The sequence below is a fragment of the Pseudomonas sp. WJP1 genome, from assembly GCF_028471945.1.
Classification (GTDB): Bacteria; Pseudomonadota; Gammaproteobacteria; order Pseudomonadales; family Pseudomonadaceae; genus Aquipseudomonas.
Genome location: NZ_CP110128.1, coordinates 4,168,153 through 4,187,636 on the forward strand (window position 1 = coordinate 4,168,153; position 19,484 = coordinate 4,187,636).

General features: G+C 61.2%; 15 protein-coding genes and 2 tRNA genes. 11 read left to right on the top strand and 6 right to left on the bottom strand.

Annotated features, from left to right (window positions below):
• Nucleotides 1-87 precede the first annotated feature (87 nt).
• The 6 genes from OH720_RS18685 to OH720_RS18710 all read right to left on the bottom strand — a co-directional run bounded on the left by OH720_RS18685 (nt 88) and on the right by OH720_RS18710 (nt 4,012).
• A tRNA-Cys gene (locus OH720_RS18685) sits at nt 88-161 on the bottom strand.
• Between the two features lie 45 nt (nt 162-206).
• Nucleotides 207-282 (bottom strand) — tRNA-Gly (locus tag OH720_RS18690).
• A 63-nt stretch (nt 283-345) separates the two neighbouring features.
• Nucleotides 346-906: a CDP-diacylglycerol--glycerol-3-phosphate 3-phosphatidyltransferase gene (gene pgsA / locus OH720_RS18695; protein ID WP_180205469.1), complete on the bottom strand. Its 561-nt coding sequence runs from the start codon at nt 904-906 to the stop codon at nt 346-348.
• Between the two features lie 33 nt (nt 907-939).
• A complete protein-coding gene (gene uvrC / locus OH720_RS18700) occupies nt 940-2,763 on the bottom strand; it encodes an excinuclease ABC subunit UvrC (RefSeq protein WP_272602395.1) in 1,824 nt (607 codons plus the stop codon).
• Nucleotides 2,764-2,765: 2 nt separating this feature from the next.
• Nucleotides 2,766-3,407, bottom strand: a complete 642-nt coding sequence (gene gacA / locus OH720_RS18705) for a response regulator transcription factor GacA (protein WP_008015884.1) — start codon at nt 3,405-3,407, stop codon at nt 2,766-2,768.
• A gap of 128 nt (nt 3,408-3,535) precedes the next feature.
• Nucleotides 3,536-4,012, bottom strand: coding sequence for a GNAT family N-acetyltransferase (locus OH720_RS18710; protein ID WP_272602396.1), 477 nt, complete (start codon nt 4,010-4,012; stop codon nt 3,536-3,538).
• Nucleotides 4,013-4,637: 625 nt separating this feature from the next.
• On the opposite strand from OH720_RS18710, the gene OH720_RS18715 reads away from it, so the two are divergent.
• The 11 genes from OH720_RS18715 (at nt 4,638) to OH720_RS18765 (ending at nt 19,477) form a co-directional block, all read left to right on the top strand.
• Nucleotides 4,638-5,708, top strand: coding sequence for a 3-deoxy-7-phosphoheptulonate synthase (locus tag OH720_RS18715; RefSeq protein ID WP_272602397.1), 1,071 nt, complete (start codon nt 4,638-4,640; stop codon nt 5,706-5,708).
• A 633-nt stretch (nt 5,709-6,341) separates the two neighbouring features.
• Complete coding sequence (locus tag OH720_RS18720) at nt 6,342-7,223, top strand: esterase/lipase family protein (protein ID WP_272602398.1); 882 nt, start codon at nt 6,342-6,344, stop codon at nt 7,221-7,223.
• A 106-nt stretch (nt 7,224-7,329) separates the two neighbouring features.
• Nucleotides 7,330-7,611 (top strand): peptidylprolyl isomerase, encoded by a 282-nt coding sequence (locus OH720_RS18725; RefSeq protein WP_007984657.1) that lies wholly within the window; start codon nt 7,330-7,332, stop codon nt 7,609-7,611.
• Between the two features lie 134 nt (nt 7,612-7,745).
• Complete coding sequence (locus OH720_RS18730) at nt 7,746-9,614, top strand: extracellular solute-binding protein (RefSeq protein ID WP_272602399.1); 1,869 nt, start codon at nt 7,746-7,748, stop codon at nt 9,612-9,614.
• A complete protein-coding gene (locus tag OH720_RS18735; RefSeq protein WP_272602400.1) occupies nt 9,614-10,672 on the top strand; it encodes a microcin C ABC transporter permease YejB in 1,059 nt (352 codons plus the stop codon). The genes OH720_RS18730 and OH720_RS18735 overlap by 1 nt, the downstream gene beginning before the upstream one ends.
• Entirely contained in the window at nt 10,672-11,694 is a 1,023-nt protein-coding gene (locus OH720_RS18740; protein WP_272602401.1) for an ABC transporter permease, read from the top strand. Before OH720_RS18735 ends, OH720_RS18740 begins: the two co-directional genes overlap by 1 nt.
• Nucleotides 11,695-11,708: 14 nt before the next feature.
• Entirely contained in the window at nt 11,709-13,286 is a 1,578-nt protein-coding gene (locus OH720_RS18745; protein WP_272602402.1) for an ABC transporter ATP-binding protein, read from the top strand.
• A 157-nt stretch (nt 13,287-13,443) separates the two neighbouring features.
• Nucleotides 13,444-14,859, top strand: coding sequence for a sigma-54 interaction domain-containing protein (locus OH720_RS18750; protein WP_272602403.1), 1,416 nt, complete (start codon nt 13,444-13,446; stop codon nt 14,857-14,859).
• 300 nt (nt 14,860-15,159) lie between these two features.
• The gene (locus OH720_RS18755; protein ID WP_180205459.1) at nt 15,160-16,551 is read left to right on the top strand and encodes a GntP family permease; all 1,392 of its coding nucleotides are present in this window, start codon (nt 15,160-15,162) and stop codon (nt 16,549-16,551) included.
• A gap of 7 nt (nt 16,552-16,558) precedes the next feature.
• The gene (gene hbdH / locus OH720_RS18760; RefSeq protein WP_272602404.1) at nt 16,559-17,332 is read left to right on the top strand and encodes a 3-hydroxybutyrate dehydrogenase; all 774 of its coding nucleotides are present in this window, start codon (nt 16,559-16,561) and stop codon (nt 17,330-17,332) included.
• A 189-nt stretch (nt 17,333-17,521) separates the two neighbouring features.
• Nucleotides 17,522-19,477, top strand: a complete 1,956-nt coding sequence (locus OH720_RS18765) for an acetoacetate--CoA ligase (protein ID WP_272602405.1) — start codon at nt 17,522-17,524, stop codon at nt 19,475-19,477.
• Nucleotides 19,478-19,484 lie beyond the last annotated feature (7 nt).

Consider the following 19,484-nt stretch of genomic DNA (forward strand, 5'->3'; position numbering starts at 1 on the left):
CTCCACCCCCTAAAGTTTCGGAACTCCTTCACTTTCCTGCGAGCAATAAAAAACCCCGCAGACGTTAATCTGCGGGGCTTTCAATAGTGGAGGCCGAGGTCGGAATCGAACCGGCGTAGGCGGATTTGCAATCCGCTGCATAACCATTTTGCTACTCGGCCTCAAAACATTTGTTGTCAGTAGCGCGACATCAAATGCGTAAAACTTGGAGCGGGAAACGAGACTCGAACTCGCGACCCCGACCTTGGCAAGGTCGTGCTCTACCAACTGAGCTATTCCCGCGTCTTGGTGTGGCGCATTCTATAGAATCCAGAAGCCACGTCAACCCTTTGATTCAAAAAAGTTTTATTTCTTTTGCACGTCAGTCTTCAGGTGCGGCCAGGCAGCCCGCAAGTACTGAACCATGGACCACAATGTCAGGCCTGCGGAGACCATCAGCAAGGCGTAACCCAACAAGACCCAGAAGCTGAAGTCCTTCGGATTGGCCAGCAGGATTACCAGCGCCAGCATTTGCGCGGCGGTTTTCCATTTACCCAGGTTCGACACGGCCACGTGCGCACGGGCGCCGAGTTCGGCCATCCATTCGCGCAAGGCCGAGACCACGATCTCGCGACCGATGATCACGGCAGCCGGCAGCGTGAGCCACAGGTTGCCGTGTTCCTGGACCAGCAACACCAGGGCGACGGCGACCATCAGCTTGTCGGCCACGGGATCGAGGAAGGCCCCGAACGGCGTGCTTTGTTCCAGGCGTCGGGCCAGGTACCCGTCCAGCCAGTCGGTGGCGGCGGCGAAGGCGAAGACCGAGGCTGACGCCAGGTAACTCCATTGGTAAGGCAGGTAGAACAGCAAAATGAAGATCGGTATGAGCAGGACGCGTAGAACGGTAATCAGATTAGGGATATTCATCGGCACAACTGGCTACGAGGTGAGGGGGGCATTCTACTCGCTGTGCAGATTGGCATAAATCAACTCTGCGAGCTTTTTACTGATCCCGGGGGCTTTTGCGATCTCTTCGATGCTGGCACGAGACAGCTCCTGCAATCCACCAAAATGTTTGAGCAAATCGCGCCGACGTGTCGGCCCGACTCCGGCAACGCCTTCAAGCGTCGAGGTGCGCCGGGTTTTCCCGCGTCGCGCGCGGTGCCCGGTAATCGCGAAACGGTGGGCTTCGTCGCGAATCTGCTGGATCAGGTGCAGTGCGGGGGAATCACCGCGCAAGGTGAATTCGTGGGCGGCGTCGTTGAGGTACAGGGTTTCGAAACCAGCCTTGCGCGTCGCGCCCTTGGCCACGCCGAGCAGGATCAGGTCGGGGACCGCCAGCTCATCGAGCACGTCACGGGCCATCGACAGCTGGCCCTTGCCGCCGTCGACCAGCAGGATGTCCGGCAGCTTGCCCTCCCCGTCCTTGAGCTTGCTGAAGCGCCGGGTCAGGGCCTGGTGCATGGCGGCGTAGTCGTCGCCCGCGGTGACGCCCTCGATGTTGTAGCGCCGGTAATCGGACTTGATCGGGCCTTCGGGACCAAACACCACGCACGAGGCCACGGTCGCCTCCCCGCTGGAGTGACTGATGTCATAGCACTCGAGGCGCTGGGGTGGCTCGTCCAGCTTGAGCACTTCGGCCAAGGCGTCGAAACGTGCGGCAACGTGTTGTCGGTTGGCCAGGCGCGCACCCAGGGCCTGCTCGGCATTGGTCACCGCCAATTGCTGCCAGCGCGCACGCGTACCGCGCACCCGGTGGCTGATGGTCAGTTCGCGACCGCGCAGCTCGTGAATGGCCGCGATCAGTGCCGGAACATCTTCGTGAACCACATTGACGATCAGCTCGCTCGGCAAGTCGCGTTCGGGACTGCTGACGTAGTACTGGCCGAGAAACGCCGCCATGACCTCGGACACATCTTCTTCGATACCCACCTGCGGGAAAAAGTTCTTGCTCCCCAGCACTCGCCCACCGCGCACACTGATCAGGTGGACACAGGCGCCGCCCGGATTGACGAACGCTGCAATCACATCGACGTCGCCCGTGCCGCCTTCCATGCTCTGTTGATCCTGAACCCGGCGCAGCAGCGAAATCTGATCGCGCAGTTCGGCGGCACGCTCGAATTCGAGGTTGATCGCCGCCTCTTCCATGGCCGCGGACAACTCGTCGCTCAACGCATTGCTGCGACCTTCGAGGAACATCACCGAGTGCCGCACATCTTCGGCATACACCTGCGGGTCGACCAAGCCGACACAAGGTGCCTTGCAGCGCTTGATCTGGTATTGCAGGCAAGGCCGCGTGCGGTTCTTGTAATAACTGTCTTCGCACTGGCGAACGAAAAAGGCCTTTTGCAACAGGCTCAGGCTTTCGCGAATCGCTCCGGCGCTCGGATAGGGACCGAAGTATTTTCCCTTGGCCTTCTTCGCCCCGCGGTGGATGCTCAGCCGTGGGAACTGGCCATCGGAGAGAAAGACATAAGGGTAGGATTTGTCGTCGCGCAGCAGGATGTTGTACGGCGGGCGCCACTCTTTGATCAGCGTTTGCTCGAGGAGCAAGGCCTCGGTTTCATTGGCCGTGATGGTCGTTTCGACCTGGGCAATACGGGCCACCAGCGCAGCGGTCTTGGGGGCCAGGCCGGTTTTGCGAAAGTAGCTCGACAGGCGATTCTTGAGATTCTTGGCCTTGCCGACGTAGAGCAGGCGCGCATCGCTGTCGAACATGCGATAGACGCCGGGGCGCCCGCTGACCGTCGACAGGAAGGCGCTTGGATCGAATTTTTCAGTCATTTTCAGAGGCTGGCATCAACCATGCCGTGTCGCACCGCCAACAGCGTCAACTCGACATCGCTGCTGATCGAAAGCTTTTCGAAAATGCGGTATCGGTAGGTGTTCACGGTTTTCGGCGACAGGCACAACTTGTCGGAAATGATCTGGACTTTCTGGCAGCCGACGATCATCAGCGCGATCTGGATTTCCCGCTCCGACAGCGCGTCAAAGGGCGAATCGTTGGTCGGCTGGAACGACTTGATCGCCAGTTGCTGGGCAATTTGCGGGCTGATGTAACGTTGCCCGGCAAACACCAGGCGGATGGCCTGGACCATTTCCGGCAATCCGGCACCCTTGGTCAGGTAGCCCGCCGCACCGGCCTGCAACAGCCGGGTAGGAAACGGATCTTCCTCGCACACGGTCACCGCGACAACCTTGATGTCAGGATGGCTGCGCAACAATTTGCGAGTGGCTTCAAGACCGCCGATCCCGGGCATTTTCACGTCCATCAAGACCACATCGGGTTTCAACTCACGCGCCTTGAGCAGGGACTCTTCCCCGGACTCTGCCTGGCCGACTACTTGCAGGCCATCGATGTCAGCCAGCATTCGCGTAATGCCTGTACGAACGAGATCATGGTCATCGACTACTAGCACCCTAATCAAGCAGACACCTCGCGATAGGATCTTATTTGGATTGCCCGCCACCTTAGCAAAAAGCATCTGGCAGACCTAGCGCCCAGCGCTATATAAAAAGTTTCCATTCGTCTTGCAGAGCTTGTCGGCAGTGTGTTTCAGCCAGGAGCAGCGAACACTTCACGCTCCATGCGCAGGAAACACTCGTCCCTGCCCACCACCTTCAAGCCCTTGCGTTCGTACAAGGCACGTGCCGGATTATTTTCAAAAACCGTCAAACGCAAGCGCTGGCGCCCTTCCCTGCACGCCAGTGCCAATACCTGATCGATTGCCCAGGAACCGGCACCCTGCACTCGAAACGCCTGGCCAACATGCAGTTCGCGGATGTACAACGCCCGGGCATCCCGACTGAGGCTGACGAACCCCAGCCGATGCTCGCCGCGCACGATTATCCGGTTGTCCCGCCCGGCCCAGGCGACATCGAACGCTTCGTCCTGCCACAACAGATCGTGCTGGATGTAATAGCGCAGCATGTTGACGTGCGTCAGTTCCCGGGCGAAATCGAGGTCGCGGTCCGTTGCCGGGCGCCAGTCAACATCCGGCAAGCCGCGGCGAAGGTCATGCAATGGCGTCATGCTTGATCCTTTGACGGGGGTCGGTTTCAAAAACAAGGAGTGTGTGTCACAACCCCATGGGCACTCAAGCGATAGAAACCGTCGTTGATGACCGATAGCATTTTCTGATTGAAACCTCGCACCGGCCTCTAGTAAGCTCGGTGCATTCATCGGAGATAGACCATGTTCAACACCCACCCACCGCTTAATACCGCCAGCGCTCCGCGCTCGGTTGCGGCTGCTCGGGTGAACGACGTGTGCGCTCCGGCAAGCTTTTATTTTGGGTATTGGTTTAGCCACTGGCGCGCCTGATACCCACACGGCGCCCACTTCAAACGGGTCGCCACCAGAGAATTTTCAACCCCCGGTCGGCCTCCCGACCGGGGGTTTTGTTTTTTGGGCCCGCCACTTATTTAGCGACACACCGCCATCAAGAGGATTCACGAAATGAACTACGCCACTTATTACCGTCACGACAGTTTTACCGCCTGGCGATTTACCACCCTCCGCTCGGGACAGCCTGCCGCCTCCGATCGGTCACCCACTGGTGGCAAGCACACACACGTAGCCAATCCGGCCAATTGTCGAACACCCCAGTAGGGCCGAGCGCGCGGGAACGACCCGCCGCCGCCCAGGAAGCCTGAACATGAACTCGTCCGTCTCTGCTCTGCCACTGTCGACCCTCAACCCTGCCAACGAAGCGTTGACCCTGCGCCTGCCAAGTTCGTTGCAACTCAAGCAGCAATTGCCCCTGAGCAATGCCCTGGCCCGTCAAGTCGCCGCCCACCGCCAGGCGGTTCGCGCGATCCTCGACGGGGAAGACTCCCGCCTGCTGGTCATCGTCGGCCCCTGCTCGATCCATGACCCGAAATCAGCCCTCGAATACGCCGACAATCTGGCCCGTCTGGCCGCCGACGTCAGCGACCAGATGCTCCTGGTGATGCGCGCCTACGTCGAAAAACCTCGCACCACGGTAGGCTGGAAAGGCCTGGCCTACGATCCGCACCTCGACGGCAGCGATGACATGGCCGGCGGCCTGACCCTGTCCCGGGAACTGATGCGTGAAATGCTCATGCTGGGCTTGCCGGTGGCGACCGAACTGCTGCAACCCATGGCTGCCGGCTACTTCGATGACCTGCTGAGCTGGGTGGCCATTGGCGCCCGCACCACCGAATCGCAGATCCATCGGGAGATGGCCAGCGGCCTGGGCATGCCAGTCGGCTTCAAGAACGGCACCGACGGCGGAGTCGGCGTGGCCTGTGACGCCATGCGCTCGGCCGCCCATCCACATCGTCATTTCGGTGTCGACAGCCAGGGCCATCCCGCGATCATCCAGACCCCGGGCAATGCAGACACCCACCTGGTGCTGCGCGGCGGCCATCACGGCCCGAACTACGATCGCGCCAGCGTCGCCCGCGTGCACGCCGACCTGACCCGCCTGAAGATCCCGGCCCGCATCATGGTTGACTGCAGCCACGCCAACAGCAGTAAAGATCCGCTGCGCCAGCCCGCTGTGTTCAACGACGTGCTGGAGCAACGCCTGCAGGGTGATCGCTCGCTGATCGGCATGATGATCGAAAGCCATTTGTTCGAGGGTTGCCAGCCGCTGGGCTCGTCGCTGCAGTATGGCGTTTCGGTTACCGACGGTTGCCTGGGCTGGAGCGCGACAGAACAACTGTTGCGCCAGGCGGCGGATCGGCTGCGGACACAGGAATAACGCCTGTAGGAGCGAGCATGCTCGCGATGGACTTCCAGGCAAAGCGCTCATCCAGACAGGGCGCGTTATCGTTGATGTCCATCGCCAGCAGGCTGGCTCCCACAGGGGATCAGGTACACCCGTAAAAGCCAGGTCGGCTTTAAGGCCGCCTCGCTTTTGCTTTGGATTTGGGTGCCCCGTTAACCACGCTGGCCGAACGCAGGCATTGCGCAGTGGGGAAACCGGCAGGACGCCGGTTTAGCCGCGCTGGGCCAGGGATGGCCCATCGCGGCGACCCACGGAGCAATGCCGGAGTGAGGGCATGCCGAGCCCTAGCGAGGCACCGAGTGGTGGGGCAAAGCCTTTTGGTTCCTTTTTGGCGTTTGAAAAGGGACTCGCCGTAAGGGCGAAACCATAAGCAGCCGTTACCGCAGCAATGGATATTCCCGCAATCTATATACAGTCTATATACAGTCCAGCACCGCAAAAGCCCTGCGCAATTCACGACCAAGGCCACGCCCACCTCCGCGCATTCGTACCGTACCTATGCCTTTTTCCCCAAGCCACCGCGGCCATTTCATGCATCGCGCCAGCATTGGAGTCTTTAAAGTGAGGTCGAAATCACTTTCTTGAACCCTGGAAAAAGGAATGAACATGCAACGGAATGCAAAGACTCATCATCCCATCCTGCTGGTGCACGGGCTTTTCGGCTTCGAGCGGATCGGCAGTGTGCAACTCTTCCACGACGTCAAGCAGGCCCTGCGGGACGCCGGGGCGAGCGTGTTCGTCCCGCAGCTATCCGCCACCCACAGCAACGAAGTCCGTGGCGAACAGCTCCTGTCGCAGATCCAGCGGGTACTGCAGGGGACCGGCGCCCACAAGGTCAATCTGATCGGCCACAGCCAGGGCGCGTTGGCCGCACGTTATGCCGCCGCGACAGCGCCCGGCAAGGTGGCCTCGGTGACGTCCGTCAGCGGACCGAACCACGGGTCGGAACTGGCCGACTTGCTACGCAAGGCACTGACGCCCGGCGACCTTCCGGAAACGCTGGCTGAAACCGTTGCCACATTGTTCGCCGACCTCCTGTCGTTGCTCAGCGGCAAACGTCGGATACCGCAAAATGCCATCGCCGCGTTGAACGCCCTGACCACCCAAGGCGTGGGCGAGTTTAACCAGAAGTACCCGCAAGGCTTGCCGCCGAGCTGGGGTGGCAAGGGCAACGAACAGGTCAATGGTGTCCGCTACTATTCCTGGAGTGGCATCCTGCAGGGAAAGCGCCGGGATGTCGAACTGGACGCACTTGATCCGTCCCACGGACTGCTGCGGGCGCTGTCACGTTTTTTCACCACCGAGCCCTTGCAGAACGATGGCATGGTCGGACGCTACAGCTCCCATCTGGGCTCCGTCATCCGCTCCGACTATCCGCTGGACCATCTGGGCACCCTTCGCCAGGTCGGTGGTCAAAGTGAAAGGCGCATCGACCCGATCGATCTTTATGTACAGCACGCCGAGCGCCTGGAAAATGCCGGTCTTTAACCCAAACCTGCCGTCCAGAGCGCTGGCAACGGAACTTTGAGGAGAAATACCCCACTGAATCCGGTAGGCTCAGCACTTTACCGTACATTGAATGGAGAGTTTTCCCATGGCCAAAGCCACTGCCCGTCACATCCTTGTCGCCAGCGAAGCCAAGTGCAATGAACTGAAGGCCCAAATCGAGGCGGGTGCAGACTTCGCCGAAGTCGCCAAAGCCAACTCCACCTGCCCTTCCAGCCGCCAGGGCGGTGACCTGGGCTCGTTCGGCCCGGGCCAGATGGTCAAGGAGTTCGACACCGTGGTCTTCAGCGCACCGATCAACGTGGTACAAGGTCCGGTCAAGACCCAGTTCGGCTATCACCTGCTGGAAGTGACCAGCCGCCAGGACTGATAAACGCCTGGATTTGCTGTGCAACGGCCCGCCCTCTGGTGGGCCGTCGTGTTTCAGATACGTAATTCGGCTGGCGAGGGACGCGCCGCTAGCGTACAAATTGTGCTTAACGATCCCCGGCTCTAAGGCTGACAATGCGACTGGCTTTCCCGACTTTGTTGTTCACTGCCGTGGCCCTGCTCCTGGGCGCCGTTGGTGTGAATGCCGCACCGCTACATGCGTTGACCGTATACGGCGAGCCCGCCAAGTACCCTACCGGCTTCAGCCATTTTGCCTACACCAACCCACTGGCGCCCAAGGGCGGGACGATGCGCCGCTCGGCGATCGAGATCGGGCATTTCGATCACGTGCTGCCTTATATAGACAAGGGCATCGGTGTGACGCAGATCGATGGCCTGCTCTACTCCCCCCTGGCACAGCGCTCGCTGGACGAGCCTTACACGGTGTACGGCCTGGTGGCGCAGCAAATGGAACGCTCCGACGACGGCCTGTCCCTGCGTTTCTACCTCAACCCCAAGGCGCAATTCGCCGATGGCACGCCGATCACTGCCCAGGACGTGCGTTACACCTTCGACCTGTTGATGACCCAGGGCAGCCTGCGCTATCGCACGCAATTCGCCGACGTCAAGGGCGTGGAAGTCGAGTCTCCACTGACCGTGCGCTTTGACTTCAAGAACAACGAAAACCGTACCCTGCCGCTGGACATCGCGACCTTGCCAGTGCTTCCCGAACACTGGTGGAAGACCCGTGACTTTGCCGATGGCGGCGGTTACGAGCCGCCCCTGGGCAGCGGACCGTACAAGGTCGGCAAGGTCGACTCGGGGCGCAGTATCACCTTCGAGCGCAACCCCGACTGGTGGGGCAAGGACCTGCCGGTCAGCCTCGGGCTGTACAACTTCGACCATTTCAGCATCGAGTACTTCGGCGATACCGATGTCGCGCGCCAGGTATTGCGCGGTGGCGCCTACGACTACAACCGCGAGTTTTCCGCCACCGGCTACTCCATTGGCTACGAAAGCCCGGCCCTGAGCGACGGTCGCCTGCAAAAGGCGCACCTGGCCACCGAAGCGCCACAATCGGCCCAGGGTTTCGTGTTCAACCTGCAAAAACCGATGTTCCAGGATCGCCGGGTGCGCCAGGCGCTGGCGATGCTCTGGGATTTCGAATGGAGCAACCGGCAGATGATGCGCAACCTGTACATCCGCCAGCAGAGCTACTTTTCCAATACTGACCTGGCCGCCCGGCAGTTACCCGATGCCGTCGAGCTGGCGATCCTGGAACCCTTGCGTGGACAGGTCCCCGATGAAGTCTTCAGCCAGGTGTTCGAACCCCCAAAAACCGATGGCAGCGGCTTGATTCGTGACAAGCAGTTGCAAGCCCTGGACCTGCTCGAACAGGCCGGGTGGAAACCCCGGGGCGATCAACTGGTGAACGCCGACGGCGAGCCACTGAGCTTCACCTTCCTGGTCAGCCAGAACGGCATGGACCGCTTGCTCCTGCCCTACAAGCGCACCCTGAAACAGATCGGCATCGACCTGAACATCCGCCGCATCGACTCGTCCCAGTACGTCAATCGCCTGATGAGCCGCGACTACGACATGATCGTCACCGGCTATCCGGTTACCACTTCTCCCGGGGGCGAACTGATCAACTACTTCGGCTCGGTCTCGGCCCTTGATCCCGGCGCCAACAACTACATGGTGTTGCAGAACCCGGCGGTGGATACCCTGATCAACGGCCTGATCCGCGCCAACACCCAGGCCGACATGTTGCACTATGCCCACGCGCTCGACCGGGTGCTGCAATGGAACTATTACTGGATTCCCAACTATTACCCGCCAGGCACCTCGACCGTATGGTGGAATCGCTTCGGCATACCGAACGTGCAGGCGAGCAATGACGAAGCCATCGAGAGCTGGTGGGAAATGAGCACCACGCCGCTGACCAACCAGCAGATGACCGCCGAGCGCATCCGTCGTGGCAGACCCGGAGGACCGCATTGATGTGGGCTTATATCGTACGGCGCCTGCTGCTGATCATCCCGACACTGGTGATCATTCTCCTGGTCAACTTCGTCATCGTCCAGGCCGCCCCAGGTGGTCCGGTGGAACAGGCTATCGCGCACCTGCAGGGCATTGGCGGGGGCGGCGTCGGTGGCGGCTCGAGCGAGACCATGGGCCATTCCCGGGCCAGCCGCGGCCTCGATCCAAAGCTGATCAAGGACATCGAAAAGCAATACGGCTTCGATAAACCGGCGCCGCAACGACTGTGGTTGATGCTCACCAGCTACGCGCGCCTGGACTTCGGCAAAAGCTTCTTTCGCGGCGCCACCGTCACCGACCTGATCCTGGAAAAAATGCCGGTCACCATCTCCCTCGGGCTCTGGGCGACGCTGATCACCTACCTGGTGTCGATTCCCCTGGGCATTCGCAAGGCCGTGCACCACGGCAGTCATTTCGATGTCTGGAGCAGCACCGCGATCATCATCGGCTATGCCATGCCGGCTTTCCTGTTCGCCATGTTCCTGATCGTGGTGTTCGCCGGCGGCACCTCACTTAACTGGTTCCCGGTACGCGGACTGGTCTCGGACAATTTCGAGTCGCTGTCGACCCTGGGCAAGGTCGTCGATTACTTCTGGCACCTGGTGCTGCCGGTGACCGCGCTGGTGATTGGCGGTTTCGCCACCCTGACCATCTTGACCAAGAACTCGTTCCTCAATGAAATCACCCGCCAGTACGTGGTCACCGCCCGCGCCAAGGGCCTGAGTGAACGCCGGGTGCTGTACGGCCACGTGTTTCGCAACGCCATGTTGCTGGTGGTGTCGGGGATTCCCCAGGCGTTCATCAGCGTGTTTTTTGCCGGATCCCTGCTGATCGAAGTGATTTTCTCCCTCGATGGCCTGGGTCGCATGAGCTACGAAGCGGCCGTGTCACGGGACTACCCGGTGGTGTTCGGCTCGCTGTTCATTTTCACGCTGTTCGGCCTGCTGATAAAACTCGTCGGCGACCTGTGCTACACCTTGGTCGATCCGCGCATCGACTTCGCTGCGAGGAACGCCTGATGTTGAAGCTTTCGCCATTAGGCCGACGCCGCTTCGAGCGTTTCAAGAAAAACCGCCGCGGCTGGTGGTCGCTGTGGTTGTTTGTCGGGCTGTTCCTGCTGACTTTGGGTGGCGAGCTGATCGCCAATGACAAACCGCTGGTGGTCAGCTACCAGGGTTCGTTGTACTTCCCGGCACTCAAGCGCTACACCGAGCAGGAGTTCGGCGGTCAACTGCCGTTCCAGGCCGATTACCGCAGCGATTATGTGCAGAACCTGATCAAGAAGGACGGTGGCTGGCTGCTGTTCCCGCCCATCCCCTTCAGTGACGACACACCCAACTACGACCTGAACAAACCGGCGCCGAGCCCACCTTCGGAGGTGAACTGGCTGGGCACCGACGATCAGGCGCGAGACGTATTGGCGCGGGTGATTTTCGGCGCACGGGTATCGATCCTGTTTGCCTTGATGCTGACCTTCGTCAGCGCGCTGATCGGCATCGCCGCAGGTGCCCTGCAGGGTTATTACGGTGGCTGGGTCGACTTGCTCGGCCAGCGGCTGCTGGAGGTCTGGTCCGGGCTGCCGGTGCTGTATTTGCTGATTATCCTCTCGGGGTTCGTCGAGCCGAATTTCTGGTGGTTGCTGGGGATCATGGCGCTGTTTTCCTGGCTGGCCCTGGTGGACGTGGTGCGCGCCGAATTCCTGCGCGGGCGCAATCTGGAATACGTCAAGGCGGCCCGCGCCCTGGGCCTCACCGACCGCAAGGTTATCGTGCGGCATATCCTGCCCAACGCCATGAACGCGACCTTGAGCTACCTGCCGTTCATTCTTACCGGGGCCATCTCGACCCTCACCGCGCTGGACTTCCTCGGTTTCGGCATGCCGGCCGGCAGTGCGTCGCTGGGTGAGTTGATCGGCCAGGGCAAGCAGAACCTGCAGGCGCCGTGGTTGGGCCTGACGGCGTTTTTCACCCTGGCGTTGATTCTTTCTCTACTGGTGTTCATCGGCGAAGCCTTGCGCGACGCCTTTGACCCCCGTTCGTGAAGCGGACTGTTGATATGACCAACCTGATCGAAATCCGTGACCTCAGCGTCGCCTTCAACGGCCAAACCGTGGTGCGCGACCTGTGCCTGGACATCCGCCCCGGCGAATGCCTGGCGCTGGTGGGCGAGTCAGGCTCGGGCAAGTCGGTGACGGCGCACTCGATCCTGCAATTGCTGCCTGAATGCGGTACCGAGACGAGCGGCAGCATCCGTTATCGCGGCCAGGAACTGGTGGGCGCCGATGCGCGCAAATTGCGTGAACTGCGGGGCAATCGCATCGCGATGATCTTCCAGGAGCCGATGACCTCCCTGAACCCGCTGCACAGTATCGAAAAGCAGATCGGCGAAACCTTGCTGGTGCACAAGGGCCTGGCCGGCAAAGTGGCGCAAGCGCGGATTCTCGAATTGCTGCATCTGGTGGGCATCCAGAACCCCCAGGAACGGCTCAAGTCGTACCCCCATCAGCTATCCGGTGGCCAGCGCCAACGGGTGATGATTGCCATGGCCCTGGCCTGCGAGCCGGAATTGTTGATCGCCGATGAACCGACCACCGCGCTGGACGTGACGGTGCAGCGCAAGATCCTGCTGCTGCTCAAGTCGCTGCAGCAGCGACTGGGCATGTCGCTGCTGCTGATCAGCCACGACCTCAATCTGGTGCGCAGCATTGCCCAGCGCGTCTGCGTGATGAAGGCCGGGGAAATCGTCGAGCAAGCCACCTGCGAGACGATGTTCACCGCACCGAAACACCCTTACAGCTGCGTGCTGCTAAACGCAGAGCCGGAAGGCGAAGCCCTGCCCCGGGACGAACGCGAGAAAGTCCTGGAAGTGCACGACCTGCGGGTGCAATTCGCCGTCGGTGGCGGACTGTTCCGGCGCAAGACTTACCTCAAGGCCGTGGACGGCATCAGCCTGAGCATCCAGCGCGGCAAGACCCTGGGCATCGTCGGCGAGTCAGGTTCCGGCAAGTCCACCCTCGGCCAGGCGATCCTGCGCCTGCTGGACTCCGAGGGCGCTATTCACTTCCAGGGCCAGGCGCTCGATGGCCTGACACAGAAACAGTTGCGACCGTGGCGCAAGAAAATGCAGGTGGTGTTCCAGGACCCGTTTGGCAGTCTCAGCCCGCGCATGTCCGTGGCGCAGATCATCAGCGAAGGCCTGGAGGTGCATAGCCAGCTGAACGCCGAGCAATGCAACGCCGAGGTGATCCGGGCGCTGCAGGAAGTCGGGCTCGACCCGCAAAGCCGGCATCGCTACCCCCACGAGTTCTCTGGTGGCCAGCGCCAGCGCATCGCCATCGCCCGGGCGCTGGTACTCAAGCCCGCGCTGATCCTGCTGGACGAACCCACCTCGGCGCTGGATCGCACCGTGCAGAAACAGGTGGTCGCCCTGCTACGTCAGCTTCAGGAAAAGCATGGGTTGACCTATCTTTTCATCAGCCATGACCTGGCGGTGGTGCGCGCCCTGGCCCACGACATGATCGTGATCAAGGACGGCAAGGTGGTCGAACGCGGCGCCAGCCACGACGTGTTCGATTCGCCGCAGCATCCGTACACCAAAGAGCTGTTGGCGGCGGCGCATGTGGGGCAGGCATAATCCAGTCAGACCGCGTCGCTTTCTGTAGGAGCCAGGCTTGCCGGCGAACCAAACGCTGCGGTGTATCTGTTGCACCGCGTTATCGTTCTTCGCCGGCAAGCCTGGCTCCTACAGTGAGGAGGCCAGCCCAGGCAACACATAATCAGGATCATCCCCCATGAACACCACCGAAAGCCTCAAGGACTACCAGCGCGTACGCCTGCTGGCGATCCGCTCGCTGTTCGAGATCATCGAGCAGTCAAGTGAGGGGACGGTGATAGTCGACCGCGACGCCAACATCGTCTGGATGAACGAACGCTATGCCAAGCGCTTTGGCCTTCCATCGGCCGAAGGCGCGATTGGCAAGGCCTGCGAAAGCGTCATCCCCGGCAGCCTGCTGCGCGAGGTGGTGCGCACCGGCCGACCGATCCTGCTCGACATGCAGGACACCTCCAAGGAACCGCTGGTGGTCATGCGCCTGCCGATCCACGACGACTCCGGTGAGGTGATCGGTGCCATCGGCTTTGCCTTGTTCGACGAATTGCGCAGCCTGTCGCCGATGCTCAAGCGCTACATGAGCATGCAGCAAGAACTGGCTTCCACGCGCTCGCTGCTGCGCTCGCGTCAGACCCGCTACAACTTCGCCCACTTCATCGGCACCAGCGCCGCCAGCCTGGAAGTCAAGCGCCGGGCAAGGCGCAGCGCCAGTACCGACTCGCCGGTGTTGCTGCTCGGTGAAACCGGCACCGGCAAGGAATTGCTGGCACAGGCGATCCACAGTGCCTCGCCGCGAGCACACAAGGCGTTTGTCAGCATCAACAGTGCGGCCATCCCCGAAGCACTGCTTGAAGCCGAATTCTTCGGCACCGCCCCGGGTGCCTACACCGGCGCCGACCGCAAAGGCCGCGCCGGCAAACTGCAGATCGCCCAGGGCGGTACGCTGTTCCTCGATGAAATCGGCGACATGCCGTTGCCCCTGCAAAGCAAATTGCTGCGGGTGCTGCAGGAAAAGGAATTCGAACCGGTGGGCTCCAACGAGGTGATCCAGAGCGATGTGCGGGTGGTCGCCGCAACCTCGACCGACCTGGAGGCGGCAATCAAGCGTGGCGAGTTTCGCGCCGATTTGTACTACCGCCTCAACGTCCTGCCGATCCAGGTGCCACCGCTGCGCGAGCGTCTCGACGACCTGCCCGCCCTCAGTGAAGCGATCCTCGAAGAGTTGCGCAGCCAGCACGAACTGAACAGCGAAGCGCTCGCGCTCCTGGGTCAACACGCCTGGCCGGGGAACATTCGAGAACTGCGCAACGTGCTGGAGCGGGCGGCGTTGCTCAGTGATGATCTGCGGCTGACGGTGGCGGACATCCGTGCGGCGATCGGGACTTTTACGCCGATAGAGCGCGTGGCGCCGTTGCCTGCGGAAGTCGTGGAGCATGAGACGTTCAGTGCGGCGCGTGAGCGCTTTGACCGGCAATTGATTGAAGCGGCCCTGGCGCAATGCGGGGGCAAGGTGATTGAAGCGGCGGCGCGGTTGGGGTTGGGGCGGTCGACCTTGTACAAGAAGATGGTGGCGTTGGGGATTGCAGAGTCTCAGTAAAGAGATATATATCTCTATTGGTAGACAGGGCCTCTTCGCGGGCAAGCCTCGCTCCTACAAAGGTCACCCTGTTCCCGAAATTTGTGTCTGACACAATTCCCTGTAGGAGCGAGGCTTGCCCGCGAAGGCGCCCGCCCGGCCGCTATAAATCTCAAAACAGAGACAATTACATCGCGCACCACCACCAATAAAATCAATTTCCTTATATTTCAATAACTTAAATATCTGGCACGAAACTCGCTAAAGCCCTTCCCCACAAAAGATCCACCCACACAAAAATAACAATCCAGGAGACACACCATGAGTGTGATCATTGCCTTGGCAGCCCTCGCGCTGCTGATGCTGGCTGCTTACCGTGGCTACAGCGTTATCCTTTTTGCCCCGATTGCCGCCCTCGGCGCCGTCCTGTTCACCGATCCTTCCGCCGTCGCCCCCGCCTTCACCGGGGTGTTCATGGAGAAAATGGTCGGTTTCATCAAACTGTATTTCCCTGTCTTCCTGCTGGGCGCGGTGTTCGGCAAACTCATCGAGTTGTCCGGTTTCTCGCGCTCCATCGTCGCGGCGGCCATTCGCGTGCTCGGCACCCGCCAGGCGATGCTGGTGATCGTGCTGGTCTGCGCCCTGCTGACGTACGGTGGCGTTTCGCTGTTCGTGGTGGTGTTTGCGGTTTACCCGTTTGCCGCGGAAATGTTCCGCCAGAGTAACATCCCCAAGCGCCTGATCCCGGCGACCATCGCCCTCGGCGCCTTTTCGTTCACCATGGACGCCCTGCCTGGCACCCCGCAGATCCAGAACATCATCCCCAGCACCTTCTTCAACACCACCGCCTGGGCGGCGCCATGGCTGGGTTTGATCGGCTCGATCTTCGTGGTCTGCGCCGGCATGCTGTTTCTGCAGCGCCAGCGCAACAAGGCTCAGCTTAGCGGCGAAGGCTATGGCACCGAACTGCGCAACGAGCCGGAAACCGCTGCCGACATCAAACTCCCCAATCCGTGGATCGCACTGTCGCCGCTGTTGGCCGTGGGCATCATGAACCTGTTGTTTACCCAGTGGATTCCACAGTGGTACGGCAAGACCCACAGTCTTGCGCTGCCGGGCATGGCCGCGCCGGTAACCACCGAAATCGCCAAGCTCACGGCGATCTGGGCCGTTCAGGCGGCATTGCTGGTCGGCATCATCATGGTGTTGGTGTTCGGCTTCCAGGCAATTCGCGGCAAGTTGGCCGAAGGCAGCCGAAGTGCGGTCAGCGGTTCATTGTTGGCAGCGATGAACACGGCGTCGGAATACGGCTTCGGTGCGGTGATTGCGTCGTTGCCAGGCTTTCTGGTGCTGGCCGACTGGCTCAAAAGCATCCCTAACCCGCTGGTCAACGAAGCGATCACCGTGACCCTGCTGGCGGGCATCACAGGTTCAGCGTCCGGCGGTATGAGCATTGCGCTCGCGGCCATGGCCAATGACTTCATCGCAGCGGCCCATGCCGCCAACATCCCGCTGGAAGTCCTGCACCGGGTAGCGGCCATGGCCAGCGGCGGCATGGACACCCTGCCGCACAACGGCGCGGTGATTACCTTGCTGGCGGTGACCGGCCTGACCCACCGCGAAGCCTACAAAGACATTTTCTGTATTACGCTGATCAAGACCCTGGCGGTTTTCGTAGTGATCGGCACTTTCTACGCCACTGGCATTGTGTGAGGTATTGATGACGACTCTTTCGGGCAAGACCGCACTGGTTACCGGCTCCACCAGCGGCATTGGCTTAGGCATAGCCCTGAGCCTGGCCAAGGCTGGCGCCAACCTGATTCTCAACGGATTCGGCGATGCATCCAAAGTGATTGCCGAAGTAGAGCAGTTCGGCGGCAAGGTTGGCCATCATCCGGCCGACGTCAGCGACCCGGCGCAGATCGCCGACATGATCGCCTACGCCGAGCGCGAATTCGGCGGCGTCGACATTCTGGTCAACAACGCCGGCATCCAGCATGTGGCCCCCGTGGACGAGTTCCCGGTGGAGCGCTGGGATTCGATCATCGCCATCAACCTGTCATCGGTGTTCCACAGCACCCGCCTTGCCCTGCCGGGCATGCGCGCCAAAGGCTGGGGCCGGGTGATCAACATCGCCTCGGTGCATGGCCTGGTGGGCTCGACGGGCAAGGCCGCTTATGTCGCCGCCAAGCACGGCGTGATAGGGCTGACCAAGGTCGTCGCCCTGGAAACGGCCACCAGCAACATCACCTGCAATGCCATTTGCCCGGGCTGGGTGCTGACTCCGCTGGTGCAGAAACAGATCGACGATCGTGCCGCCAAGGGCATCGACCTGCAACAGGCGCAGCACGATTTGCTGGCTGAGAAACAGCCGTCGCTGGAGTTCGTGACGCCGCCGCAATTGGGTGAACTGGTGCTGTTTTTGTGCAGCGAAGCTGGCACCCAGGTGCGGGGCGCGGCGTGGAATATCGATGGTGGGTGGTTGGCGCAGTAAACACCCGCTGGACCGAGTTATCGGTCATCGCCTGTAGGAGCCAGCGATGCGGCGACCCGACTTGCCGGCGAACCAGACGCCGCCGTGTATCTGTTAGACCGCGTCATCGTTCTTCGCCGGCAAGTCGGGTCGCCGCATCGCTGGCTCCTACAGGCGAATGACTCTGCAGATAAAAAAAAGAGGCACATCATGTCCGAAGTACTGTGGCAACCCACCGCCGAACGCATCGGCAAGACTCGCATGGAAGCGTTTCGGCGCTTCATTATCCAACGGCACCACCTGCACATCGACGACTACCCCGCCCTGCACCAATGGTCGATCGATCAGCGCCCGGACTTCTGGCAGGCCATCGTCGACTTCTTCGACATCCGCTTCCATGAGCAACCCGACGCCGTACTGCTGGAAGGCCCGCAGATGCCCAGCGCCCAGTGGTTCCCCGGCGCTACCCTGAATTTCGCCGAACACCTGCTCAGTCGTCGAGACGATGCCGTGGCCGTGGTGGCCGTGGCTGAAAACGGCCAGCGTGAACACTTGACCTGGGCCGAATTAGCGGAGCATGTCGCCGGCTTTCAGAATGGCTTGATCGCAGCCGGTGTCGGCCTTGGCGACCGGGTGGCGGCGTGCATGCCCAACACCTGGCAAACCTTGGTGGCCATGCTCGCCACCACCAGCCTCGGGGCCATATGGTCCTGTTCCTCGCCTGATTTCGGCACCCAAGGGGTGATCGACCGCTTCGGCCAGATCGAACCGAAAGTGCTGGTCACCTGCGCCGGTTATCGTTACGCCGGCAAGGCGATCGACCAGAGCGCCAAGGTAAACGAAATCCTCGAACGCCTGCCATCGTTGCAGCAGCTGGTGATCGTGCCTTATGCGCGGCCCGAAACACACATCGAAGATTTCCGTACCCAGGCCAACGTCACCCTTTGGGACGATTTTTATGATCCTGGTGGCGACCCTGATTTCGTTGCGGTGCCTTTCGACCATCCGCTGTACATCCTCTATTCCAGCGGCACCACTGGCGTGCCCAAATGCATCATCCACAGCACCGGTGGCGTGCTGCTGCAACACGTCAAGGAACACGGCCTGCATTGCGATCTCGGCCCCGGTGATCGCCTGTTCTACTACACCACCTGCGGCTGGATGATGTGGAACTGGCTGGTCTCGGCCCTGGCGGTGGGCAGCGCCGTGGTGCTGTACGACGGCTCGCCGTTCCACCCGGATGCCCAACGCTTGATCGACCTGATCGACGACGAGCGCATCACGGTGTTCGGCACCAGCCCCAAGTACCTCGCCACCCTGCAAAGCAGCGGCGTGAAGCCTGGGCAAAGCCATGACCTGGGCAGCCTCAAGACTTTGCTCTGCACCGGCTCCGCGCTGTCGCCGCAGAGCTACGACTACGTCTATCGCGATTTCAAGGCCGACCTGTGCCTGGCCTCGATGTCGGGCGGCACCGACATCGTCTCGTGCTTTGTCAACGGCAACCCCTGGCAGCCGGTGCGCCGCGGCGAAATACAGGGCAAGAGCCTGGGCATGGCCGTGGAGGTGTGGAACGACGAGGGCCGGGCGGTCATTGGCGAAAAGGGCGAACTGGTGTGTACGCGGCACTTCCCGGCGATGCCGATCGGCCTGTGGAACGACCCCGATGGCGCAAAGCTCCAGGCGTCCTACTTCAGTCAATTTCCCGGTGTCTGGGCCCAGGGCGACTACGCCGAACAACTGCCCCATGGCGCGATGATGATCCATGGGCGCTCCGACGCCGTGCTCAATCCCGGCGGCGTGCGTATCGGCACGGCGGAAATCTATCGGCAAGTGGAGAAAATCCCGCAGGTGCTCGACAGCGTGGCCATCGGTCAGCAATGGCAGGACGACGTGCGGGTGGTGCTGTTTGTGCGCTTGCACGAGGGTGTGGAACTGGATGATGCGCTGCAGCAGCAGATCCGCCAGGTCATTCGCGCCAACACCACGCCGCGTCATGTGCCGGCGAAGATTGTCGCGGTGACCGACATTCCCCGGACCATCAGCGGCAAAATCGTCGAGCTGGCGGTGCGCAATGTGGTGCATGGGCAGAAGGTGAAAAACACCGATGCGCTGGCCAATCCCGAGGCGCTCGAGCAGTTCCGCGATCGCCCCGAACTCCAGGACTGAAACACAG